The 24469-nt window shown below is 62.8% G+C and carries 21 protein-coding genes; 12 read left to right on the top strand and 9 right to left on the bottom strand.

What is annotated here, in order from left to right:
* Window positions 1-3: 3 nt before the first annotated feature.
* Genes rfbA through rfbC form a run of 5 tightly spaced genes read right to left on the bottom strand, consistent with a single transcriptional unit; the run spans window position 4 to window position 4424 of the window.
* Window positions 4-906, bottom strand: a complete 903-nt coding sequence (rfbA, locus tag DEA8626_RS01590) for a glucose-1-phosphate thymidylyltransferase RfbA (RefSeq protein WP_108851312.1) — start codon at window positions 904-906, stop codon at window positions 4-6.
* Window positions 903-1793: a dTDP-4-dehydrorhamnose reductase gene (gene rfbD / locus DEA8626_RS01595; protein ID WP_108851313.1), complete on the bottom strand. Its 891-nt coding sequence runs from the start codon at window positions 1791-1793 to the stop codon at window positions 903-905. The genes rfbA and rfbD overlap by 4 nt, the downstream gene beginning before the upstream one ends.
* Window positions 1790-2824: an acyltransferase family protein gene (locus DEA8626_RS01600; RefSeq protein WP_108851314.1), complete on the bottom strand. Its 1035-nt coding sequence runs from the start codon at window positions 2822-2824 to the stop codon at window positions 1790-1792. Before DEA8626_RS01600 ends, rfbD begins: the two co-directional genes overlap by 4 nt.
* Entirely contained in the window at window positions 2821-3858 is a 1038-nt protein-coding gene (rfbB, locus tag DEA8626_RS01605) for a dTDP-glucose 4,6-dehydratase (protein ID WP_108851315.1), read from the bottom strand. The genes DEA8626_RS01600 and rfbB overlap by 4 nt, the downstream gene beginning before the upstream one ends.
* Entirely contained in the window at window positions 3855-4424 is a 570-nt protein-coding gene (gene rfbC, locus DEA8626_RS01610; protein WP_108851316.1) for a dTDP-4-dehydrorhamnose 3,5-epimerase, read from the bottom strand. Before rfbC ends, rfbB begins: the two co-directional genes overlap by 4 nt.
* A 704-nt stretch (window positions 4425-5128) precedes the next feature.
* On the opposite strand from rfbC, the gene DEA8626_RS01615 reads away from it, so the two are divergent.
* The 9 genes from DEA8626_RS01615 to DEA8626_RS01655 are packed head-to-tail and all read left to right on the top strand — an operon-like array spanning window position 5129 to window position 15592.
* Complete coding sequence (locus DEA8626_RS01615) at window positions 5129-6103, top strand: UDP-glucuronic acid decarboxylase family protein (RefSeq protein WP_108851317.1); 975 nt, start codon at window positions 5129-5131, stop codon at window positions 6101-6103.
* Window positions 6103-7650: a hypothetical protein gene (locus DEA8626_RS01620; RefSeq protein ID WP_108851318.1), complete on the top strand. Its 1548-nt coding sequence runs from the start codon at window positions 6103-6105 to the stop codon at window positions 7648-7650. Before DEA8626_RS01615 ends, DEA8626_RS01620 begins: the two co-directional genes overlap by 1 nt.
* On the top strand, window positions 7647-8666 hold the full coding sequence (locus DEA8626_RS01625) for a glycosyltransferase family 2 protein (protein WP_108851319.1): 1020 nt from the start codon (window positions 7647-7649) through the stop codon (window positions 8664-8666). Before DEA8626_RS01620 ends, DEA8626_RS01625 begins: the two co-directional genes overlap by 4 nt.
* A 47-nt stretch (window positions 8667-8713) precedes the next feature.
* Window positions 8714-9634 (top strand): glycosyltransferase family 2 protein, encoded by a 921-nt coding sequence (locus DEA8626_RS01630; protein ID WP_108851320.1) that lies wholly within the window; start codon window positions 8714-8716, stop codon window positions 9632-9634.
* 1 nt (window position 9635) lies between these two features.
* Window positions 9636-10604, top strand: a complete 969-nt coding sequence (locus tag DEA8626_RS01635) for a lysylphosphatidylglycerol synthase transmembrane domain-containing protein (protein ID WP_108851321.1) — start codon at window positions 9636-9638, stop codon at window positions 10602-10604.
* Entirely contained in the window at window positions 10601-12049 is a 1449-nt protein-coding gene (locus DEA8626_RS01640) for a protoporphyrinogen/coproporphyrinogen oxidase (RefSeq protein ID WP_181366326.1), read from the top strand. Before DEA8626_RS01635 ends, DEA8626_RS01640 begins: the two co-directional genes overlap by 4 nt.
* Window positions 12050-12052: 3 nt before the next feature.
* A complete protein-coding gene (locus tag DEA8626_RS01645; protein ID WP_108851323.1) occupies window positions 12053-12820 on the top strand; it encodes a polysaccharide deacetylase family protein in 768 nt (255 codons plus the stop codon).
* Between the two features lie 31 nt (window positions 12821-12851).
* Window positions 12852-14321, top strand: coding sequence for an oligosaccharide flippase family protein (locus DEA8626_RS01650; RefSeq protein ID WP_108851324.1), 1470 nt, complete (start codon window positions 12852-12854; stop codon window positions 14319-14321).
* On the top strand, window positions 14318-15592 hold the full coding sequence (locus tag DEA8626_RS01655) for a glycosyltransferase family 4 protein (protein ID WP_108851325.1): 1275 nt from the start codon (window positions 14318-14320) through the stop codon (window positions 15590-15592). Before DEA8626_RS01650 ends, DEA8626_RS01655 begins: the two co-directional genes overlap by 4 nt.
* Window positions 15593-15600: 8 nt before the next feature.
* Here the strand turns inward: DEA8626_RS01655 and DEA8626_RS01660 are convergent, their stop codons facing one another.
* From DEA8626_RS01660 to DEA8626_RS01670, 3 genes are read right to left on the bottom strand one after another with little or no spacing between them, the layout of a single operon-like run.
* Entirely contained in the window at window positions 15601-17142 is a 1542-nt protein-coding gene (locus tag DEA8626_RS01660) for a GMC family oxidoreductase (protein WP_108851326.1), read from the bottom strand.
* On the bottom strand, window positions 17135-18631 hold the full coding sequence (locus tag DEA8626_RS01665) for a glycosyltransferase family 39 protein (RefSeq protein ID WP_146188819.1): 1497 nt from the start codon (window positions 18629-18631) through the stop codon (window positions 17135-17137). The genes DEA8626_RS01660 and DEA8626_RS01665 overlap by 8 nt, the downstream gene beginning before the upstream one ends.
* A complete protein-coding gene (locus tag DEA8626_RS01670; RefSeq protein ID WP_108851328.1) occupies window positions 18628-19599 on the bottom strand; it encodes an NAD-dependent epimerase/dehydratase family protein in 972 nt (323 codons plus the stop codon). The genes DEA8626_RS01665 and DEA8626_RS01670 overlap by 4 nt, the downstream gene beginning before the upstream one ends.
* A 397-nt stretch (window positions 19600-19996) precedes the next feature.
* On the opposite strand from DEA8626_RS01670, the gene DEA8626_RS01675 reads away from it, so the two are divergent.
* The 3 genes from DEA8626_RS01675 to DEA8626_RS01685 all read left to right on the top strand — a co-directional run bounded on the left by DEA8626_RS01675 (window position 19997) and on the right by DEA8626_RS01685 (window position 23705).
* Window positions 19997-21316, top strand: a complete 1320-nt coding sequence (locus DEA8626_RS01675) for a nucleotide sugar dehydrogenase (protein WP_219929150.1) — start codon at window positions 19997-19999, stop codon at window positions 21314-21316.
* A gap of 304 nt (window positions 21317-21620) precedes the next feature.
* On the top strand, window positions 21621-23102 hold the full coding sequence (locus DEA8626_RS01680; RefSeq protein WP_108851330.1) for an NAD(P)/FAD-dependent oxidoreductase: 1482 nt from the start codon (window positions 21621-21623) through the stop codon (window positions 23100-23102).
* A gap of 36 nt (window positions 23103-23138) precedes the next feature.
* The gene (locus DEA8626_RS01685; RefSeq protein WP_181366327.1) at window positions 23139-23705 is read left to right on the top strand and encodes a ferric reductase-like transmembrane domain-containing protein; all 567 of its coding nucleotides are present in this window, start codon (window positions 23139-23141) and stop codon (window positions 23703-23705) included.
* A gap of 471 nt (window positions 23706-24176) precedes the next feature.
* On the opposite strand, the gene DEA8626_RS01690 is transcribed toward DEA8626_RS01685, so the two are convergent.
* Window positions 24177-24416 carry a CBU_0592 family membrane protein gene (locus DEA8626_RS01690; protein ID WP_146188820.1) on the bottom strand — a complete coding sequence of 80 codons (240 nt, stop codon included), beginning with the start codon at window positions 24414-24416 and terminating at the stop codon, window positions 24177-24179.
* Window positions 24417-24469 lie beyond the last annotated feature (53 nt).

Below are 24469 nucleotides of genomic sequence, written 5' to 3' on the forward strand. Positions count from 1 at the left end.
CGTTCAGTCCGCCGAGGCCAGCGACGGATCGGACGCGATCCGAGCCAGGTACCGGCCGTACTGGGTTTTCAGATACGGCCCCGCGAGCGCGTTGAGATGAGCCGCGTCGATCCAGCCATTGAGGAACGCGATCTCCTCGGGGCAGCCGACCTTGAGATTCTGCCGCTCTTCGATCGTGCGGATGAAGTCGGCGGCGTCGAGAAGGCTCTCATGCGTGCCGGTGTCGAGCCAGGCGAAGCCTCGGCCAAGCGTTTCGACGCTGAGCCGCTCGTCGCGGTGATAGAGGTTGAGAAGATCGGTGATCTCAAGCTCGCCACGCGCGGAAGGCTTGATGGTCCTCGCCCGCGCGGGCGCGTCGCCATCGAGGAAATAGATTCCGGTAACCGCGTAGGTGCTTTTCGGCTTTTCCGGCTTTTCCACGATGGACAGAACCTTGCCGTCGCGGTCGAATTCCACCACGCCGTAGCGTTCAGGGTCCGACACGCGGTAGCCGAAGACCGTGCCGCCCTCGCTCCGCGCGTCCGCGGCGCGAAGCTTCGCGGACAGCCCTTCGCCGAAGAAGACGTTGTCGCCGAGGACCATCGCAGACGGCGCCCCGGCGAGGAACTCCTCGGCCAGGATATAGGCCTGGGCGAGACCGTCGGGCGAAGGCTGCACGACATAGTCGAAGCGCATGCCCCAGGCCGACCCGTCGCCCAGAAGCGCCTTGAACTGGGGCAGATCGCGCGGCGTGGAGATCACCACGACCTCGCGGATGCGGGCGAGCATCAATGCCGACAGGGGATAGTAGATCATCGGCTTGTCGTAGAGCGGCAGCATCTGCTTCGACACCGCATGGGTGATCGGATAGAGCCGGGTGCCCGATCCGCCGGCCAGGATGATGCCCTTGCGTCCGGTGTCGCTCATCTCCCTTCCTCCAGTTCGCTGATCACTTGCGCAAGGCCAGCGCGCCAGTCAGGCTGTTCTATTCCGTAGGCAGCACGGATGCGGCTGCAATCGAGTGCGGAATTCGAGGGTCGCCGGGCGGGCGTCGGGAACTCCGAAGTCGGGATGCGGCGGACATGCGGCCGGCGCGGCAGACGGGCTTCGGCAAAGATCGCGTCGGCGAAGTCGGCCCAACTGACCGTCGGAGCGCCGGCAAAGTGATAGATGCCGGACTGTCCGCCGCCGCCATGAAGCGCCTGAGCGACCGTCCAAAGCGCGTGCGCTATGTCGGCTGCCGGCGTTGGTCCGCCCCGCTGATCATCGACGATGGACAGAACGTCGCGCTCGGCGCCAAGCCGCAACATCGACTTTACGAAGTTCCGCCCATGCGCCGAGAAGACCCAGGCGGTGCGCAGGATGACATGCTCGCCGCTTGCCTCCATGACGACGCGTTCGCCGGCGAGCTTGGTTTCGCCATATGCGCCGAGGGGAGCGACGGGGTCGTCTTCGCGCCACGGCCGGGAGCCGGCACCGTCGAAGACGTAGTCGGTTGAGACATGGAGGAACGGCACGCGGCGCGCGGCCGCGGCGCGCGCCATTGCGCCCGGCGCCTCGGCGTTGACGGCATGGGCGGTCTCGCGGTCGTTCTCCGCCGCATCCACGGCGGTGTATGCGGCGGCATTGATCACGATATCGGCGTCGGCGGAGGCGATGATGTCGGCACACGACGCGGGCTTCCTCAGATCCGCCGCATCTTTCCCGAGTGCGACGACCTCGACTCCGCGTGGCGCGCGGCGTGCAAGCTCGATCCCGAGTTGGCCGGTTGTTCCGAATACGAGTGCTTTCGCTGGTCTCGAGAAGGTGATCATGCCGTATGCCTCACACGCGCAAGTGCGGGCGCCTCGACAAGATGCCAAGATAGGACGGCGCAGAGGCAGGTCGCCGGCAATGCAAGTGTCATGTTTAGGACCGGCGACGTCACGCCCGATGCTGCGACGAGCTGCTGGATCGGGAAGGCGAAGATATATGTGCCGTAGGAGTAGTCTCCGAGCCGGTTGTAGACAAGCGCCGGGCCCCGGTGGGCGAAGCCGATCCAAAGTACGGTATACGTAATCGCGAGGCTAAGCAGCATTGGAAACATGACCGTTCCCAGAGAAAACAATGCGGCCAGGGCTAAGCTTACGGCGATGAGAGGACCAAACGGAATTCTGTCCCGCATCATGTATATCGTGCCCCCGAAGGCGAAGGGTAACGCGAGGTCGGCAAAGTTCGACAGCCGCCCTGGAAGCGACGCGACTTCGTCGGCGATCGACAGGCCGATCAGAGCAGCAAGAAACAACATGATCATGTGGCCGCGTCGCAGGAAGCCGGCTACCCCGAGAGCGAAGACGCCAAGGTAGCAAGCCACCTCGTAAAACAGCGTCCAGAGCGAACCGTTGATCGCTGGTCCGTAAGGATTGTCTGTAAAGACGCCCGGCAAATCGTAGATCGGAAAAGCAAGCGAGACGTTTCGGATCAAGTAGGTTGGCGTCACTTGCCAGAACAGCCCGGGATCGGCGGTCGTCACGAACGTGCCGGCGACAAGGATGGTCAGGCAAAGTACCAGGACGAGCGCCGGAAACAGCCGGTAGGCGCGAGCCTTGATAAACCGTCGCCAGTCAGCTCCACGGTCAAAGCTCTTCGTGATAAAGAAGCCCGAAATCGCAAAGAAGCTAATGACGCAGACCGCACCAAGCGTTGTGCCTCCGAGCCACTTCTGAAGCGGCTGGGTCGCGTCTGGGCCAAGCGAGATCGGATAGGCATGTGACACCAGAACACCCGTGGCCGCGATCATGCGGATCAGGTTGAAATTGTTCTCGCGCCCCTGCGCTACAGAAGAAAAGGTTTCGGTCGGTCTCATCCTGTTCCGAGCCTTTTGCCAACGCCGTCGCGGTCCTGAAGTGCGCGCCACCAGTCTTCGTTGTCGAGAAACCACTGAACGGACATTTCGAGCCCCTCGTCGAGCGTGACCGAAGGCCGCCAGCCAAGTTCCTCGCGGATGCGGCTGGGGTCGATGGCGTAGCGCCGATCATGACCTGGCCGGTCCGCAACGAAGGTAATCTGATCGGCGTAAGGTTTGTTGCCGGGGCGCTTTTCGTCGAGGATCGCACAGATCTTCCGCACCAGTTCGAGATTGGTCGCCTCGTTCTCTCCGCCGATATTGTAGCTGCGGCCAAGAGCGCCCTTCTGCACGACGAGAAGGAGCGCTTCGGCATGATCCTCGACGTAGAGCCAGTCGCGAACGTTGTCGCCCTTGCCGTAGATCGGGATCGGCGCGCCAGCGAGCGCCTTCAGAATAACGACGGGGATCAGCTTTTCAGGGAAGTGGTAGGGTCCGTAATTGTTCGAGCAATTGGTCAGTACGACGGGAAGACCGTAGGTTTCGTGCCAGGCTCGGACGAGATGGTCTGATGAGGCCTTCGAGGCAGAATAGGGTGAGCGCGGATCGTAGGGCGTGTCCTCGGTGAACCTGCCCTCGGAGCCCAGGGAGCCGTAGACCTCATCGGTCGAGATGTGGTGGAAGCGGAAGCCGGGCGGCTTGCCGCGCTCCGCCCAGTAAGCGCGTGCGGCCTCGAGCAATGTGTAGGTGCCGGCTATGTTTGTCTTGATGAAGGAATCGGGGCCGTCGATCGAGCGGTCGACATGGCTTTCGGCTGCGAGATGCATAATCGCGTCCGGCCGGTGCCGGTCGAGGATCGCGTCCACTGCGGTGCGGTCGCAGATATCCGCCTGCTCGAAAGCGTAGAGAGGGTTCTCCGACACCTCGGCCACGTTCGAGAGGCTTCCGGCATAGGTCAGCCTGTCGAGATTGACGACGGCATGCCCGGAGCGAACCGCATGACGTACGACTGCGGACCCGATGAAGCCCGCCCCACCTGTCACCAGAAGTTTCATGGTGAGGGCTCGTAGACGAACGGTGTGGCAAAATTGCGGAAAAGCGGCGCGGCGCGGTCTTTGTCGGAAAGGATCGCCATCGCCGGATCGAGACCCCAGTCGATGCCGATTTCCGGGTCGTCGAAGCGCACCGCCCCGTCGCAATCCGGCGCATAGACGTCGGAGCACTTGTAAAGAAGCTCGCAATCCGGTTCGCGCGTGACGAAGCCGTGGAGGAAACCGGCGGGGATCAGAAGCTGCCTGCCGTTTTCGGCCGACAGCTCCACGCCTGTCCATTTGCCGAAGTGTTGCGAGCCTTTGCGGATATCCACCGCCACATCGAAGACTGAGCCTCGCGCGCATCGTACGAGCTTGGCCTGTGCGTGGGGAGGCGACTGGAAATGCAGTCCCCGGACTGTGCCTGCATCGCTTGAATAGGAATGATTGTCCTGGACGAAGTCGAGCATGATTCCATGCTCGGCCAGGGTGGCCCTGTTCCAGACTTCGGAAAACCAGCCGCGCGCGTCGCCGAAGCGGCGCGGCGTGAGGATCAGGACGCCGGGCAGCTTAGTCTGTTCTATTTTCATGGAATCCTGACAGTCGTCGCGTTTCACGGGATCATATCGCCGGGACCGGCGCTGCGGAAGAGGCGGGCACGAACTGCCAGCCCCGCCCGACTGCGCGTTGCTGAAATGCGCCAAGCTCGGGGAACCGGTTGGAATGGCGCCCCGCCTGTTCGATCCGAGCAGGAACCGCACCGGTTTGTTTCGATCTCGGCAAAGATTAGGCGCACAAGGCGGCACGATGTACCGTCCGGAAACTCACCAGTCGTGGATATTGCGAGTTCGTGCTAACACCTCCTCGGAGTGGTAGTGTCGCACGGTCGCATTGAGGCGATTGGCGAGGCAGGGAGGGATGTAGCGGAAGGACCAGCGGTTTGCTGGACGAAGCTTCGACAAGCAGGTCACAGAATGGCCGTTTTACGGGGCATCTGTCGCGCGGTGTTGCGGCGGGGCGAACATTGGGCTTGGATTACGACCTGACAGGATAAATGCCTCAAGCACGAATGGATTTTGATGAGCAATTTACTCAAGCGAATCGATGAGTTGGTCAGAGACACGCTCGTCCGGGTCGCGATTGCGGTCGCACCGAAACACGACGAAACTTCTCGCCCGGCAGTGCGGCATGCCGTAATCCTGTGCCGTACGGATGAGCGCGTACCGCGCGGAGCGTGCCGATCGCAAGCCGACAGTCTCGGCCCCGGTCGCGGCTGCAGAAGGGGCTACTGAGCATGAGCGTCATTTCAAGACGCATCTTGGTGACCGGCGGCGCAGGCTTTCTCGGTTCGCACCTCTGCGAGCGGCTTCTCGATGCCGGGCACGACGTGCTTTGCCTCGACAACTACTTCACCGGAAGGCGCGCCAATGTCGCCCATCTCTTGGACAATGCTCGATTCGAGGTCATGCGCCACGACGTGACCTTTCCGCTGTACGTCGAGGTGGACGAGATTTACAACCTCGCTTGCCCGGCAAGTCCCGTTCACTACCAGCACGATCCGGTCCAGACCACGAAGACCAGCGTGCACGGTGCGATCAACATGCTGGGCCTCGCCAAGCGGCTGCGCGCCAAGATTCTTCAGGCTTCGACGTCCGAGGTTTATGGTGATCCGACGATCCATCCGCAGACCGAGGCTTATTGGGGCAACGTCAATCCGATCGGTTTCCGTTCGTGCTATGATGAAGGCAAGCGTTGTGCAGAGACGCTTTTCTTCGATTACTACAGGCAGCACCGGCTGCGAATAAAAGTAGCAAGAATTTTCAACACTTACGGACCTCGAATGCACCCGCAGGACGGACGCGTCGTGTCCAATTTCATTATGCAGGCGCTGGCGGGAGAGCCGATAACGATCTACGGCGATGGCAGCCAGACCCGGTCGTTCTGCTTCATGTCGGACCTGATCGAAGGATTGATTGGCCTGATGGATACCGACGACGAAGTAACGGGTCCGATGAATCTCGGCAATCCTGTCGAAATGTCGATCCGCGAGTTGGCCGAGGCGGTGATCGAACTGACAGAGTCACGCTCGGAGTTGATCTTTCAACCGCTGCCGCATGACGATCCGGTGCAGCGCCAACCCGATATCGGACTTGCGCGAAAGACGATCGGCTGGGAGCCTAGGGTACAGCTGCGCGAGGGGCTGACGCAGACAATTGCGTATTTCTCCGCGCTCCGCGAGGAAATGCGCCTGTCCGGGAGGGTAAGCTGATGGCGATGGCGGCTAGCAATGGCGGGATCGTGGGCCAAGCGAGCGTCGGGCGCAGCGTGCTTTGGCTGGCGCTCGCGGTGCTTGCCTGTCTGAGCGTGCTCTTCGTGAACGGCAAGCCGCTCTTCTACTTCGATACTGTCGGTTACGTCTCGCAGGGGCATACAGCGCTGCGCCAGCTTGGCTGGCGAGGGGAATCTCCCCTGGCGGGCCGGCGCGAAATGCTGCGCGAAACCGACGGTCAGGCCGCTCAGGGGTCTTCGCCAGGTACAGCCGAGATCGAGGGTGAGCATACGGTTGACGGTTCACGATCGGCATTCTTTGCACTCATGTCAGGCGCTCTCGCGCGTCTCGGGGCGCTGGAGGGGCTGGTCGCGCTGAACGTCGTGTCCGTTTTCGTGGCGGTATGGCTGCCGATGCGGGTGGCCGCGCGCCGATGGGGGCTGCATGTGCCCGTCGCGCGCGCCGTCGCGTTGCCGATCATCGTGGCCTGTCTCGGGTCGTTGCCGTTCTTCATCGCGTTCCTCATGCCCGACACTTTCGCGCCAGTGCTTCTGCTGGTGATCGCGACACTGACGGTTTTTGCGCGGCACATGCGAACCTGGGAAATCCTCTTGGCCCTGGCGCTTGGCTCGCTCGCCATCGTCTCGCATCTGTCGCATCTTGCCATCGCGGCGCTGATGGTGCCGGGCTCGGCGCTGATCTCGGTCATTCTTGCGCGGCGGCGCTGGTGGGTGGCGCCCGCGCTCGTGGCGGTAATCGTCGGACTAGGGTTTACCGAGCAGAGCATGCTGCGGTCGGCGGCGAAGGCCGTGTCAGACTCCGATGTCGTCATCAAGCCCTACATCACCGCACGCCTCATTCAGGACGGTCCGGGCCTCGCCTATCTGGAAAAGCACTGCCCCGACCAGGCGATCCCGACTTGCAAGCTTCATACCGCACTTCAATGGTCCGACGATCCCTACAGGATCACCGCGAGCCACATCGTCTTTGAAACCAGCGAGCGGCTGGGATCTTTCCGGCTCATGGATCCGGCGGATCAGAAGGCCGTCGCCGACGACCAGATCGGCTTCTTCTTCGACGTTTTGGCTGATCAGCCGGTCGCGACCTTCCTCGCCTTCCTGAAGAACACCTTCATCCAGTCGGGTTGGGTCAGTGTCGAGATGACGCTGCCCACGGACAAGATCATCGCCCAGAACGCGGGCGTCTCGGGGCTTGTGATGGGCGAATTCGAGGCCGGTAGGATCACGGACGACATCGGTTGGCTGACCGTCGTGACACCGATGCAGGAAATCCTCTATCTCCTGTCGCTCGCCGCAATCCTCGTTCTTGTCCTCCTGCCGCGCCGCGTGCCGGGAGAGGTGAAGGCGCTGGCAGTGATGGTTCTGCTCGGCATTCTGGCCAATGCGCTCGTTTGCGGCGGGATCTCGCAGCCTGCGACGCGCTACGGCGCGCGAGTCATCTGGCTCTTGCCACTTACCGCGACCATCTTGTTGATCTTCGCACGCCGTGCCCGACAGTTCGACATACCGGCCGAGGGGCGCGGATGAGCGGGGCGGGTCAGGCGACGATATCAGTCGTGATGCCTGCGTACAGCGCGGCCGGCCTTCTGCCGCGCGTCCTCGCACCGCTCATCGAGATGCAGGCGCGCGGTGAGGTCGCCGAGGTCATCGTGGTCGACGATCGCTCACCCGACAATACTGCGCAGGTCGCGCGGGACATGGGCGCGCGGGTTCTCGTCACGCCGCAGAACGGTGGGCCCGGTGCCGCGCGCAACCTGGCCGCCGAACATGCAGTAGGCGACGTACTGTGGTTCGTCGACAGTGACGTCATCGCTTGGGACGACGGCGCCGGAAAGGTCCGCGTTGCCTTCGCGGATCCCGATGTCGCGGCTGTTTTCGGGTCGTACGATTCCGCGCCCGACGGCCAGCACTGGTTTTCGCGCTACAAGAACCTGATGCACCGCTACTATCACCAGAAGGCAGAGCGCGACGCACGGACCTTCTGGGCGGGCTGCGGCGCAGTTCGCAAGGATCTGTTCCGTCAGGTCGGCGGGTTCGACGTGGACACCTACCGGGTGCCTTCCATCGAGGATATCGAGCTTGGCTACCGCATCCGCCGAGCCGGGGGGCGGATCGTCGTGGACCCGACACTTCTGGGCAAGCACCTAAAAGTCTGGACGCCGAAAAGCGCCATTCACACCGACATCTTCCGGCGCGCGCTGCCGTGGTCGCGGCTGATGATCGCCCGAGAGGGAGTGCACAACGATCTCAACACTTCGCATGCCGAAAAGGCGCGTGCCCTGATTGCGGGCATTTTCCTGCTGTTGCTCGTCGCGCTGCCATTCACGCTGTCGATCTGGCCCGCGACGCTTGCGCTTTTGCTGCTCGCGCTATTCGTGAATCGACGCTTCGTGCGTTTCATGTACGACAACGGCGGCGCCGGATTCGCGATTTCGACATTCCTCTATCACCAGGTCTATTACGTCTATTCGGCGGCCGCCTTTGCCTGGTGCCTATTTGAGTATCACGTCCTTGGCGTGAAAAACCGCCTGCATGTGCCGTGAAGCGTACAGGCCCAATTGATTGAACCGGACCGGATACGGTGAAGGGAATGAGAGATATGGAAGACAGGTTGGCCGATACGGACGCGATGGGTGCGCCGGTCTCGGATGTCGAAGGCATGTCGCTGAGCGTCGTGATCCCCGCCTACAACGAGGAAGGCGCGGTGCGCGAAACGATCGAGGATGTGCGCGGCGCGATGGGGCCCTTGGGGATTCCGTACGAGATTATCGTCGTCGACGACGGGTCAGAGGACCGGACCCTGGAAATCGCGCGCGAAACCGGGGTCATTGTTGATAGTAATCAGGTCAACGCCGGCTATGGCGCCTCGCTGAAGCGCGGGATCAGGAAGGCCCAGCACGAATACGTGGCGATTATCGACGCCGACGGGACCTATCCGCCGCACTACCTGCCCGAAATGCTGGCGCTCTGCCGCGATCAGGACATGGTCGTTGGCGACCGAGGTGCGGCGATGAAGAACGTGCCGTGGATACGTAAGCCGGCAAAATGGGTGCTGAACACCTTCGCCTCCTTCCTGGCCGAGCGGAAGCTGAACGATCTCAATTCGGGCCTACGCGTGTTCCGCAAGTCGGAGCTTGTGCCTTTCATCCCGCTTCTGCCGCAGAAGTTTTCGTTCACCACGACCATCACGCTGTGCATGTCTTGCAATGGCAAGCGGATGATCTACACGCCGATCGAGTACGGCAAACGGGTCGGAAAATCGAAGATCCGGCCTGTGGACTTCATCAACTTCCTGATTCTCGTCCTGCGGATGACAGTTCTCTTCAACCCGCTCAGGGTCTTCATCCCGATGGGGCTGGCTCTGATGGCGCTCGGGGCGGTGAAGTTCGTATATGACATCTGGATGGACAACCTGTCCGAGACCACGATCTTTGCTTTCCTGTCAGCCCTGATCATCTGGTCGCTCGGGCTGATCGCTGACATGATCTCTCGTCTGCATCTGAGGCCTTGACGTGGCGGTGAGCGGACAGGCGAAGCGCAAATGGGCGATCCGCGCAGGCGGATCGGTGCTGGCGCTTGCGCTCATCTTCTGGTTCCTGCCGCGCGAGGCGATCTTCCAAGGCATCGCGCGGCTCACATGGCCGCTCTTCCTTTCGGTCTTTGCGATGTTCCTTGGCTGTCACGTGGCGGCGGCGGCGAAGTGGTGGCTCTTGATGGACCGCGCCATTCCCTACCTCACGGCGCTTCGGGCGCACTTTGGGGGGCTTGCCGCCAATTTATGCCTGCCAGGCGCTGCGGGCGGCGACGCGGTGCGCGCCGCGCTTGCGCATGTCTCGCTCCGGGACGGGCCGCGCGTGGCCGCCGCGGCGGTTGGCGACCGCATGATCGACCTTGTTGCACTCGTCTGCCTGATGCTTACGGGCCTTGCGCTGCTGGGAGGGCAGAGCAGCGGATCGGCGCTCGCTTTCGTGGTCGCCGGGTTGATCTTCGCAAGCGCCGTCGCGGCGCTCTTTGTCTTTCCGCACGTGGCGCGCGCCGTCTGGACGCGCTGGCCTGGTCTTCCCGCGCAGGCGCTCGCCTTCCGGGTGGCCGATGCTTTTGCCGAGCTTGGCCGGCGTCCGGCGTGGCTTCTCGCCGCGCTCGTGCTTTCGGCGGCGATCCAATCTGTGCTGATCTGGTTGTCGATTCGGCTCGCGGTGGTCGTCGGGGTCGACGTGCCGGTCGCGGCCTGGTTCTTCGCCTGGCCGCTTGCAAAGATCATCGCGACACTGCCGATTTCTCTGGGCGGTCTCGGGGTGCGGGAAAGCTCGCTCGCGGCGCTTCTGGTGCCCTTTGGCGCGACCGCCGCGGAGGTGGTGGCCTCCGGGCTGGCTTGGCAGGGCGTTCTCTTCCTTGCCGGAGCGCTCGGCGCAATTGTGCTTGCGGTATCGGGCGGCAGCCTGCGTATCGGCAATGGAACGGCGAAGGAGATTTCAGAGTGACAGATGTCGATACCGGCGCGGGCGGCGACGTGCGTCCCCGTGTCGTCGTCCTCGGCGCGGGCCCGGCCGGAATCGCGGCGGCCCATGCGCTTACAAAGCGCGCGGCGGAGGTCGAGGTGCTGGAGCGCGCGCCGGTCGCGGGGGGCAACTCAACCTCGTTTCAGATAGACGGGATCTGGTGCGACTACGGTTCGCACCGGTTCCATCCGGTCGCCGATCCCCAAGTTATCGCCGACGTAAAGCAGCTTCTGGGCGACGACCTTCTCTTGCAGCCGCGGCATGGCCGCATCCGCCTCGGCGGGCGCTGGATCCATTTCCCTCTGAAGCTCCAGGACGCGCTTCTGAAGCTGCCGCCCGCCTTCGCGGCCTCGCTGATCGGCGACATGGTTCTGAAGAAGTTCCGCAAGAAGTCCGAGGGTCCGCGCAGCTTTTCTTCCGTCCTCTACGAAGGACTCGGCCCGACGATCTCGGAGAATTTCTACTTTCCCTACGTGAAAAAGCTCTGGGGCCTCGACCCTGACCAACTGGCCGTGATGCTAGCCGAGCGGCGGGTGTCGGGCAGCTCTGTCGGCAAGATCCTTGGCAAGATGATGCGGATGATCCCCGGTCTTCGCGGCGAAACGACCGGCCGGTTCTATTACCCGAAGAAGGGCTTCGGCCAGATTTCGCAAGCGATGGTCGAGGCTGCCGAAGGACAGGGCGCTGTCTTCCGTTTCGGGGCGGACATCGTCCGGATCGAGCGAGACGGGGCGCGGGTGACCAATGTTGTCACACGCAAAGGCGACAAGGACGTCCGGCACGCGGCCGACCAGGTCTTCTCGACGATCCCGCTGACGGCGGCGGTGCGGCTCATGGATCCGCCGCCTCCGCCAGAAGTCGTTGAGGCTGCGCGGTCGATCCGGTTCCGGGGTATGATCCTCGTCTATCTCATCCTCGAAACCGACCAGTTCACCGAATATGACGCCCACTACTTTCCCGAGCTCTCGATTCCGATCAGCCGGATGTCGGAGCCGAAGAACTACTCGTCCGCCACCGAACCCAAGGGCCGGACCATCCTCTGCGCCGAGCTGCCCTGTGATCCGGGCGAGAAATGGTGGGACATGACCGACGAGGAACTGGGAAAGCACTATTGCGCCTGGCTGGGCGAACTTGGACTTCCGGTCACGATGCCCGTTATACGCTGCGAGACGCGCCGCATCGCGCATGCCTATCCGGTCTACGACCTTGACTATCAGCGCCATTTTGAAACGGTGGACAACTGGCTGTCCTCGCTTGACGGGTTCCTCAGCTTCGGAAGGCAGGGGCTTTTCGCCCATGACAACACGCACCACGCCTTCGCCATGGCCTATGCCGCCGCCGACAGCCTGACGGCGAAGGGCGGCATTGACCGGGCGCGCTGGGCGGTCCACCGCCGCGAATTCGAAAGCCACAGGGTCGAGGACTGAGCCTTGGGCGCCGTCGTCGATATCCTGATGTACCACTCGATCTCGGATCGTGGCGGGGCGACGTCGATCGCGCCGAAGGTCTTCGCGGCGCAGATGGCTGCGATCGCCGAAGCTGACGTACCGGTGATCACGCTCGACGACTATCTCGCAGCCCGCGGCGGACGGCGCGAACTTGCGCCGCATTCGGTAATCCTGACCTTCGACGACGGCTTTCAGGATTTCGCCGATGCCGCCTGGCCCGTGATGGCTGGCCACGGCTTCCGGCCGATCGTCTACCTGCCGACGAGCTATGTCGGCGGTAGCGAGGCATGGCGCGGGATCGCCGATCCCCCTCGCGCGCTCATGGGTTGGGGGACTATCCGGGATCTCGCGCGTGAAGGCGTCGTTTTCGGCAGCCACACGGTGAGCCACGCTGAGCTCGATGCGCTCGGCCGCGACGCGCTTACGGCGGAACTCGACCGGTCCAGCGCCGCGATTGAGGACCGTCTCGGCGTCGCTCCCCGGCATTTCGCGCCGCCCTACGGCATCGCCGGCAGCACTGCCCGCGCGGAGATCGCAAAGCGCTACAAGACATCAGTGGGAACGCGGCTCGGCCGGGCGGGCGTTGCCTCTGACCCTTTTGCTCTGCCGCGTCTGGAGATGTTCTATTTCACCGATCCCGCGCGCTGGCGGGCGCACTTGGCGGGGCGAGGGCACGCCTATCTGGCGGCGCGGCGGGGGCTTCGCGCCGTCAAGGGTGCGATGATGAAGCCCTGGGCGGGCCTGTCATGAGGACGGCGCGCAATGTTCGGGGCCGAGACGCATGACGATCGGCAACAAGTTCATCAAGGGTGTGGCCTGGATGGCCGCAGGCGGCTGGACGGAGCAGGCGATCAACTTCGTCGTCTTTGTAACCATGGCGTCGCTGCTTGGTCCCGAGCTTTACGGCCTTCTGTCGATGGCGGCGGTTTTCATCGTGCTCGCCGAAGCCTTGGTGCGCGAAAGCGTCTCGGAATACCTCATCGCCGCGCGTGATCCCAAGGAAGAGGACTACAACGCCACATTCTGGTTGACGGCCGTGCTGGGGCTGCTGCTTGCGCTTGTCCTCTGGGCGGCCTCCGGGGGAATTGCCGCCATATACGGGCATGAGATCGTGGCGGGCCTTATCCGCGGGCTTTCGGTGACTGTACTCCTGATCGCATTCACCGCCGTGCCTGTTGCCATACTGCGTCGCGAATTCAACTTCCGCGTCCTGTCGCTCAGGGCAATTGCGGGCGTCGCCGTCGGCGGCGCAGTTGGAATCACCATGGCGCTGACCGGCTGGGGTGTCTGGAGTTTCGTCGGCCAGTGGATTGCGATGATTTCCACGAATGTCGTCTTGGCCTGGACGGCGGTGGAATGGCGGCCCGGCCTAAAGACTACGCGAGATCACATACGAAGGGCAGGCGCGTTTGGCGCACAAGTGCTCGGCCTGCGCATGGCCGAACTCGCCGTCGTTCAGATGCCGACGCTTCTGATCGGGGCGACGCTGGGGCCTTTGGCAACGGGGCTCTACTCCGTATCCTGGCGCTTGGTGGAGACGCTGACCTTTCTGATCTCCACACCCTTGCGCATGGTTTCGCAGCCAGCCTTCGCCGCCGTGACACGGGAAGGGGGACGGGCGGGGGACCTACTACTCGACATCGCGCGGCTGACGGGCGTCATCGCCTTCCCGTTCTTCATCGGGCTCGCGGTGGTGGCCGAACCGGTGCTACGGCTTTTCTTCGGCAGCGAATGGCTTGGCGCAGCGCCCGTTCTGTCCGTGATGGCGTTCCTCGGGCTCTATTTGTCGGTCGCGATGGTTCAGCAAAGCTTCTGTCTCGCGGCGGGGAAGGCGGGGGAGATTACGCTTCTGACCTGGGCGAACGTCGCGCTCGGCGCGGTCTTGATGCTGATCGCCGCGCGCTGGGGACTTGTCGCGATCACGGCGGCTTTCGTCGCGGCGCATTACATCCTGTGGATATTCCGGTACCGGCTGGTGGCGCGGCTGGGTGAGATGGAGGTGGCGCCTCTCATCACCTGCAACCTGCTGCCCGCGATGGCCACGGCCACGATGGCGGCCGTCGTCATATTGGTGCACCGGGCGCTTGCGGGCATGCCGTTGGTCATCGATGTCGTTCTGTCCATCCTTACCGGGGTGCTGGTTTTCGCTGCGATCACGCTGCTCCTCATGCGCGACCGGCTTAAGCTCTTGCGGTCCTACATCGCGCCGGGCGGGGCGGCGTCAGTGGCGGATGAGGGCGGAGCCGTATGAGATCGCTCAACATCGTCATGTTCACGACATTTTACCCGCCCTATTCCTTCGGCGGCGACGCGATGGGCGTGCAGCGCATGGCGCGTGCCCTCGTCGCCCGAGGCCACGATGTGACGGTCGTGCACGACGAGGACAGTTATCTGATACTTGGCGGCAAGCCTGCCGCATCCGAGCCGATGCCCGACGGCGTCAGGCGCATTGGGCTGAGAAGTCGCCATGGTCTTCTGTCGAATCTTCTCACTCAGCAGCTCGGCCGGCCGTTCGTGCATGCGCCGCGCATCCGAGAAATCCTCGGCGAGCGGAATCCCGACATCCTGTGGTACAACAACACATCACTGATTGGTGGGCCTGGACTCTTGCCAATGGGCGATGGGCTCAAGCTTTACGAGGCGCACGAGCACTGGCTTGTCTGCCCCACCCATGTTTTGTGGCGCCACGGACGCGAGCTTTGCGATCGGCGCGAATGTCTGCGCTGTGTCCTGTCTTACAAACGTCCGCCGCAGCTCTGGCGCTACACGGGTATGCTCGACCGGGCGCTCGATCACGTCGACCTCATCGTCGCCAAGAGTGAGTTCAGTCGCGCCAAGCACAAGGAATTCGGACTAAGACAGGAAATGGAGGTTCTGCCCTATTTCCTTCCCGACCTCGAAAATCTCGCCGAGCCCTATACGGGCCATCCGCGTCCCTATTTCCTGTTCGTCGGGCGGCTTGAGAAGATCAAGGGGCTTCAGGACGTATTCCCGGCCATGGGCCGCTATTCGGACGCGGACCTACTGATCATTGGAGATGGCGATTATGCTAGCGAGCTGAAGCGGCTCGCGGCGGGCAATTCCCGCATCCAGTTCCTTGGCCGGAAGAGCCCTGAGGAGCTTGACGCCTATTACCGCGGCGCGCTCGGGCTAATCGTCCCCTCGGTCTGCTACGAGACCTTCGGGATCATCCTGATCGAGAGCTTCCGGCTCGGCACACCGGTGATCGCGCGCCGACTCGGCCCCTTCCCCGAAATCGTTGAGCGCGCGGGTGGCGGGGCGCTTTTCACGACCGAAGACGAACTCTTGGATGCGATGCGGTCGCTCCAGGGGGACCCGGAGCGCAGGCAGGCGCAGTCCGATTCTGCCCGTACCGTCTTTGCCAAAGTCTGGCGAGAGGATCGGGTACTCGAAGCCTACGGCTCGGCGCTTGCACGGGCTGCGCATCGCAAGGGCGACCAGGACCTTGCAACGCTGCTTGAAGCAGGGGCGCTCGACCAGGGGCCGGGCCAGGCAGCCTGACCGATTGTTCAGGGGCAGTGGGTGCCGATGCGATGCGCATTGGCCATGACAGAGAAGGTGATGGTCGTGGCCGGGACCGCCGGAAGGCTCGTCGCGTCGATGACATGGACGCGCAACAGACCATTGGGCCGCCCGAGCGCGTCGCTTTCGCCCGAGGCGGGTTCGCGCGCCATCGGAAGGCTTGCGCCGACATGGAAGCTCGAGCCCGGTCCGCCGGGCCGCGCCGCGAAGGTCAATGCCGTCAGGCCCGCCTTTCCCATCACCTTGCCAACCCGCCCCGCGGCCGCTCTGGAAATGCGCTCCATATTCACATTAGGCTCGAGGCTCGCCGTCAGTCGGCCGTCCTGCGTCCGTGTCAGCGAGATCCGGTGTGAATGGTCCGAGTGCAGGAAAAACTGCGCGACGATCAGCCGGCGCGCAAGCGCGGTGAAGAACGGATGCGAGAAGGGCAGCTTAGAGCCGTAGTTCTGGATCAGGTCGCGCGCGTAATGTTCGTTCCAGCTGTATAGCTGGGCATGGACGAGATGGGGCGAAATCTCAGGCGCGTCGATCTCAACGAAAATTTGCGGCAGCGTGTGGAAGGCCCCCTTATCGGGGCGCGTCCGGTTCCTCCAACGCTGGATCATTGGCAGAAACACATGCTGGCTGTCGCGAAGGACGAGAGCATCGAGTCCGGGAAGCGAGGCCAGAAGAATACGCGCCGTTTCAAGCACGCCCGCACCGAGAAAGACGCGTGTGCCAGTGACGCTTTCGCCGCTGTCGAGGTGAACGGTCACGCTTTCCGGAGATTCGGCAAAGCCGACGACGGTTTGTCCCGGCCGATAGTCGAAGCCCGGCGCGGCCTTAAGTTCCTCGAGCGTGTCACCCGCCTTCCAAATCAGTCCAAACGGGCAGCCGTGCAGGCACAGACCACAACGCCGGCATGATGTGTCCACCGCTTGTCGGGCGCCTCCGACGCTGGCGCCGAGCGCTTCGATTGCACCGCGTGCGGCCCTGAGACGGGTCAGCAGAGCCTCGGCCTGCGAAGCGGGTGCGAGGCCGGTCCGCCCGCTCATCGGAAAGGCCGGCAGCAGTGCTTCCAGATCGTCGGGCACTCCTGCAATGGGCAGGAACTCTGCGACCGCTTGGTAATGCGGTCCGAGGTCGTCGGCCGTGATCGGCCATCCTGCCATGTCCTCCTGCCGGTACGGCAGCACCGCTGCGCCCCACAGGTTGGAGAGTCCCCCGGCCGCCCGGCTGGCGCGAAGCCCAAACCAGGACGGCGGATCGGCCAGCGTCGCGGTGGCGGGTTCCATCGCGAAATCAGAGCCGTAGCGGCGAAACTGGCCCTCGGCCGCTTCGAACTGCGGCACCATCCATGCAATGCGATCCGCGTCACTCCAGCCTGCGGGATCGCGTGCGGCGAGCGCGGCGCGTCGGGCCTCCGCCTCAGGTTCAAGCACTTTCCCGCCATCGAGCATCACCACCGTCCGGCCTCGCGCGAGCAGCGCCTTGGCCGCCGAGACTCCGGCGGGACCCGAACCCACGACGATATCGCGAAGTTCAGTCACGGCGCATGACGATTACATCGCCGTCGCCGAGCGTGCCGAAGAAACACCCCACCGTGGTCAGGACCGTCCCAACTGGCCGGTCGGGATTGCAAATGTCCTCGCCCGCATCGACAGCGAACTGCGGCACTTCGCGCAGGTTCCGTCCGGGAAAGCCAACGACGAGGATGACGGGACCGGGTTCGGCCATCGCCGCCTTGTATTCATCGTTGGTGAAGATTATTGGCCAATCAGCCTCGAAGTAGTCTCGATAGACCTCACCCGCATAACCGATGGAATAGATTCTGTCGCCGGGCTGACGGATTTCTTCAGCAAGCGCGTAGGCCGCGCCGAGATCCTGTTTCGGCAGCGCATAGTTGCGCTTGGCGAGGAAGGCCGAGATCGCGACCATCGCAACGACCGCCAGTGCGAAGAGAACGCGTGCAACGCGTTCGACTCTGGTCAGGTGGCCGATAAGCGCGCATGAGAGCCTGACACCCATCACGATGAGCAGCATCAGAAAGGCGATGTCGACGAAGAAGAAGCGCGGCCAGATCCGCATCCCGACCGCCATGAGGAGACCCGCCGTCAGCACGATATGCAGGAACGTGATCGGCGCGAAAAGGGGTGCGTCGCGGTGAAGCGCAATCGCGCCGAGAATCGACAGGACGAGACCAGCACCTCCGACCAGCGCCACGACGGGGCCGGCGCTGCCGATGCCGGTGCGAATTGCCTCGAACGCCGTCCAGATCGGGTTCTGGTATTCCTGCATGACGTCCACAGCGGAGGTTTCTGACACGGTCGAAACCGTGTCGATCAGGCTTGGCAGGATCGGCAAGTAAAGGAGAAGCGCGACGATTCCGCCGACGAGAAAGCCCAGAAATGGCAAGCGGACGAGAGACCCATCCAACCGGCCCGAGAGGGCACGTGTGGCGATGAGGGCAAGCCACAAAAAACCTTGAGCCATAAAGAAGAAGGCGCCAGTCAGATGCGTGAAGACCGCCGCCGCCAGGCAAACACCGTAGGCAAGCCAGGTGCCGAGTGTGGGCCTTTGGACTCCCCTGAGGAAGAAGAGCATGCCGAGCGTGGAGAACAGCGCAAGACCTGTGTATCCGCGCGCGTTCTGCGCGAACCAGATCTCGTGATAGGACAGCGCAAGAAGAAGCGTAGTCACGTGGGCAATCGTCGCCCCCGCGACGTCGCGCGCGACGAACCACATCGCGGCCAGCGCACCTAGGCCGAACAGCATCGCAGGAAGACGGATCGCCCAAGAGGCGTCGCCGAACAGCGCCATTGAGACCTTTGCCGCGATGTTGTGCAGATAGTGGTGATTCATCGAGTAGCTCTGGACCACCTCGCCCCAGTCGAGACTGAGATGGGTCACGACAGTCTGCAACTCGTCGTACCAGAGCGGGGAGTTCAGCCCCCAAATCCTGAGTGCCGCGGCCAGCGCGAGGATCGCACCAAGCCAGAGATAGTCGTTCCGGTCGCTCCGTTCCATCGGGGTGCTCACGCGGCCATCGCGGCGCGTTTCTCGGCGACGATGTCGGCGATGATCTCGCTCAGCGGACGGCGCGGACGGAAGCCGATCGTGCGTTCAAGCTTGGAGACATCGGGCAAGCGGCGCTCCATGTCCTCGAAGCCCTCGGGATAGACGCTTTCGTAGGGAACGAGCCGGATCTCGGAGCTCGAGCCGGTGGATTGGATGACCTGTTCGGCCAGCGACCGGATCGTGACCTCCTGGTCGTTGGCGACGTTGAACACCTGACCCTGCGCGGCGGGCGTCGTCATCAGCCGCACCATCGCCTCGACCACGTCGGCGACATGACCGAAACAGCGCGATTGTTCACCCGTGCCGTGGACCATGAGCGGACGGCCCTCCAGCGCGGATTGTACGAAATTCGGCAGAACCATTCCGTAACGCCCGGTCTGTCGCGGGCCGGTCGTGTTGAAAAACCGCAAGACGATTGCAGGAAGCTGCGTCTCGCGGACGTAGGCGAGCGTCAGGAATTCGTCGAGCTGCTTGGCCGAGGCGTACGACCACCGCAGGTTTTTTGTGGCCCCGATTGTCAGGTCGTCATCCTCGCTGAAGGGAAACTTCTGCGCCTTGCCGTAGACTTCGGAAGTCGATGCAACGAAGGTCAGTTTCCCGTCCTTCAGCGCCGCCTTCAGCACATTTTCCGTGCCGTTGATGTTCGTGAGGATCGAGCGCGAGGGCTCGTCCATGATAAGTTTGACGCCGACGGCCGCCGCAAGGTGGAAGATTGCCTCCGCCTCGTCCGCCAGGTCTTGCACCAACATCGAGTCAAGGATCGTACCTTCGACGAACCGAAAACGGTTGTGGCCCGTCAACGCTGCGACGTTCTCGCGCCGTCCGGTGGAAAGGTCGTCGAGAGCGGTGACGGAATGGCCATCGGAGACGAGCCGCTCGGCCAGATGCGACCCGATGAAACCGGCGCCGCCTGTAATCAGAATCCTCATATATCCTCGCCTGAATGCCGTGCTTTGAATGTGCGCCGGAGACTATCACGGGCGCAAGCCCGCGGCCATCTCGTTGTGCCGAGGGGCCGCGGCTCGGAAACAGTCCCGCATGCCAGACGCCCACGGAGACGGAACCGGAACGACGCGAGTGGTCGGAGCCGCGCTTCCCCGCAGCACGACTTGTTTGCGATCTGCCCGAAACACAGGCAGGCACGGTCAAACGCGGCGCACCTGTTGTATTGTCCCCGCTCAGGGTACAACATTCCCGACTATAGGATCGTCATTTGCCTGTCGTATTGTTCAAGTGCAATTGTGCGCGTGCTGTGCTATCCCGGCGCGGGTTCGCGCGCATTGCCAAGGGCCGATTATGACTAACGCATTTTCATTGTATTCCACCTTGAAGGAGAGGATTGTTCGCCGCGACGCGCACGTCGCGACGATCGGGCTTGGCTACGTGGGACTGCCGCTTGCGCTCACTATCAGCGAGGCCGGGTTCCGGACGACGGGGCTCGATCTGAACAAGCCGCGCGTCGACGCGATCAATGCGGGCGAGCGGGTGATCTCATACTTCCCCGAAGACCGCATCCGCAACGCGGTGGCGGACGGCAAGTTTGCGGCCAGCGCGGACCCTTCCGACATTGGCACTGCCGACATCGTTCTCATCTGCGTGCCGACGCCTCTGTCGTCCGCGCGCGAGCCGGATCTGAGCTATGTGATCCGCGCCGCCGAAGGCGCCGCGGCCTGGCTGCGGCCGGGTCAACTCATTGTGCTTGAAAGCACGGTTTGGCCTGGGGCCACCGCGACCGTGATAAAGCCGATCCTCGAGCGCGGGGGCCTGCGCGCGGGCGAAGATTTCTTCCTCGCCTTCTCGCCGGAACGCGAGGACCCGGGCAACGCGCATTTCTCGACCCAGTCGATCCCGAAGATTGTCGGCGCCGACGATCAGAAGTCGCGCGAGCTGGTCGAGCAGTTCTATTCGCAGATCGTCGAAAAGGCCGTGCCGGTCAGTTCGCTCGCCACGGCCGAGGCAGTCAAGCTGGCGGAGAACAGTTTTCGGACCGTGAACATTGCGCTGGTGAACGAGATGAAGGTCGCGTTCGAGGCGATGGGCGTGGATATCTGGGAGGTCGTGAGCGCCGCCGCAACGAAGCCTTTCGGCTACATGCCATTCTACCCCGGCCCCGGCATCGGCGGCGATTGCATCCCGGTCTCGCCCGTCTACTTGTCTTGGCGTGCGCGGGACGTCGGCTCTTCGCTTCCGATCGTCGATCTCGCGCGGGCGAACAACGACGGCGCGCCGGAACTGATCGCGGGGCGGGTCAATGCGGAGTTGACCGCCGATCGCCGGGACGGCGCCAAGGGCGCGCGCGTGCTGATCCTCGGGATTTCCTACAAGAAGAACATCGAGGATACCCGCGAAAGCCCTGCTCTCGCGATTCTCAACTGCCTGGAGAAAATGGGCGCGCGCTGCGACTATTACGATCCCTACTTCCCCGTAATGCCGGTCACGCGCGATCATCCGGATCTTGCTGAACGACGATCGGTTGCGCTGACTGCGGAGACGGTAGCGAGCTACGACGCGGTCCTCGTGACCACGGACCATTCCGATGTGGACTACGCGCTTGTCGCACAGTCGGCGCGCCTGGTCCTCGACACGCGGAACGTATTCGCCGCGCTTGGGCTACGGCCGAGCGCCGGGAGGATCGTGAAAACCTAGCCGCGGATCTCGCAAGGTGAAAGGCAACGTATTTCCGCAACAGCTACGTCGATTCGGGCGGCGACTCGCCTCCTCACTGATGTGCCAGCGCTGAGACAACTGTGGGTTGCTTGCGGGCGTCTAGGTCTTCCTGCGCTGCGGTGCGACGTAAACGAAAGGTATATGAAATGGTCAATTGGTTCCTGTTAGGCTATGGATAACACGAGAAATTTCGAAGATCGTTTTGATGCCTTGCCCGCATTCTGTATAGTGCGGTGGGTAGGGTGGATTATTGATTAACGTGCATTGAAAGGGCGGTGGAACTATGCAGCAGCAGAAGACGTGTCCGGTCGTTGTGATCGGCGGAGGCCCTGCCGGCTTGACGGCCGCCTACGAGCTTCAGAAGCGCAGTAGGCGGCACACGCCGAAGGTCTACGAAGCGTCCAACATGGTCGGTGGGATCTCCCGCACCGAGACGAACAACGGCTACCGCTTCGACATCGGCGGACACAGGTTCTTCACGAAGGTGAAGGAAGTCGAAGCCATGTGGCATGAGGTGCTGAAGGACGACTTCATCACTGTCCCGCGCCTTTCGCGCATCTACTACCGTGAAAAGTTCTTCGACTATCCCCTGAAGCTCTTCAACGCGCTGGTCAACATAGGCCCCTACGAATCGATGCGCATATTGCTCAGCTACTTCAAGTGGCAGGTGCTGCCCTACCGCAAGGAGGAGAGCTTCGAGCAGTGGGTCATCAACCGCTTTGGCGGCCGGCTCTACATGCACTTCTTCCGCAGCTACACGCAGAAGGTCTGGGGCATTAATCCCAAGGACATCCGCGCCGACTGGGCGGCGCAGCGGATCAAGAACCTATCGCTGTTCAAGGCGGTCTGGAACGCGATTTCGGGCGCGAATGACACGGCATCGCTAATTGAGGAATTCCAGTATCCGAGGCTCGGCCCCGGCATGATGTGGGAAAAGACGCAACGGATCGTCGAGGAGCAGGGCGGCGAAGTTCATCTGCGTTCGGAGGTCGTGCGCGTGAACCGCGAGGGTAATCGCGTGACCTCGATTGAGGTCAAGCACTGGCACGAGGACGGACGGGAGCCGGTTGTCGAACGGGTCGAGGGCGAACACTTCATCAATTCGATGGCGCTGCGCGAACTGATCTACGCCTTCGATCCGCCACCGCCTCCCGAAGTGGTGGAGGCCGCGAGCAAGCTCAGGTATCGCGATTTCCTGATCGTGACGCTGGTTCTCGATCATGCCGACCCGTTCAAGGACAACTGGATCTACATCCATTCGCCCGAGGTGAAGGTCGGTCGCATCCAGAACTTCCGCGCTTGGTCGAAGGAGATGCTGCCCGACCAAAACACCGCCTCGATCGGGATGGAGTACTTTTGCCAGAAGGGCGATGGGCTATGGAACATGTCCGACGAGGACCTGCGCACGCTTGCGTCGCAGGAACTCGAGCAACTCGACCTTGCCAAGGCATCGGACGTCATCGGCGCAGCGATCATTCGCCAGCCAAAGGCCTACCCTGTTTATGACGGCGAGTACCGGCAGGCGCTGGATGTGCTGGAGGAGTGGCTCGTGTCGCTCGAGAATTTCCAGACCGTGGGCCGCAATGGTCTGCACCGCTACAACAACCAAGATCACTCTATGTTGTCGGCGATGTATGCCGCACGCAATATCCTCGGCGAGAAAAACGACGTATGGAACGTCAATGTCGAGCGGTCCTATCACGAGGAATTCGAGGTCGACAAGAAGCCGGCAGCCCAGGTCAAGACCGCGCTCGCTGCAGAGTAGCGCGGTCTGATGGAAGGCGGACGACATGATGCAGCGATGAGGCGGACCGTCGACAGTACCTATGTCTTGTGGGCGCTTCTGGCGCTCCCGGCAGTTTGGTTCCTCGCCGAGCGGTTCGTCCTACACGGCAAGGTCGCTTTTGTCCCTTGGACGGGGATTCTGTCCTGCTGGTTTCTGATCCTCGCAATGGCGGTGACACCGCTGCAGCTCATTTTCGGGCCGCTTCCGTGGCTCAAGAGGCGGCGGCGCTATTTCGGCGTGGCGAGCTTCGGCTACGCGTTCCTTCACCTGTTCTTCTGGATGATCAATGCCAACATGGGCGCCCTCATCCGCTCGTTCACGCGAACGGAAATCCTGACCGGCTGGGTTGCGATGGCGGTGATGACAGTGCTGGCGGCGACGTCCTACGATGGGGCTGTCAGGACGCTCGGGCCGAAATGGAAGACGATCCAGCGCTGGATCTACCCGATGGCGGTACTGACGCTTGTTCATTGGGTGATGACGACGGATCACCTGATGGACGTGGTGATCTACTGCGGGCCCCTGGTCGTCCTCTATGTCTGGCGCGTCTGGCGCTACCAGAGCCGGCTCCGCAAGGCGTGAGGATCGGTCTTAGATCGCGGCCCAGTCGGTGAACTTCCAGACCACGCGTGGCGGGCGCGGCTGCCGGTCCCCCGGTCGGGGCTGCTGGACGGGTGGGTTCGGGGCTTGGCGGTGCATCTCTTCCTCCTTCGATCGGGAAAGACATGGGAACCGCGAGGCATGTATCCAGATTTGTGTCAGCCCTCTGGCGAGGTCGTGAGATTCCGTGTGTTCGGCCGGGGTCGCCGAGCGTTCGGGACCCCGGCTGTAAATACCCTTCGGTCCCTTGGAAAATGTCTTTCTGTAATGGACTCACCCTAGCACGGCCGGGCTGGGCGCGCAGGTCAGGAAAACCGGAAGATCGGCGGATTTCACGGTTGGAGGGTGAGCCAAACTATTGAAATAAGAGGCTACCACAGAAATCGTTAAGCTCTTTGAAGGAGCTTAGCGGGCAATTCGCCCCCGGATCGATACGCGTAGAGCCCGCCGAGGTCAGCGGTTCCGGACGTAATTGAAAAGCGCCAGAAGTGCGATCGCGACCCAGAGGACCTCGATCAGAATCGCGCCGGCATTCGGGCGGTAGTAGAGCGACCAGAGAATGAGCCCGGCGCCCCCGAGATTCATCAGGTTAAAGGCCGGCAGCCGACCGTCGACCCAACCGCGCGAGACGGCGAGATAGGCCCCCGCGATGACGAAGGAGCCGACGACGCCAAGCCAGTCGATAAGGGTCATCTCCGCCAGCATGGGCGCAGTGTGCGGGCACGCCGGGGCGGAGGCAAGACTGG

It is taken from the genome of Defluviimonas aquaemixtae, assembly GCF_900302475.1.
GTDB lineage: Bacteria > Pseudomonadota > Alphaproteobacteria > Rhodobacterales > Rhodobacteraceae > Albidovulum > Albidovulum aquaemixtae.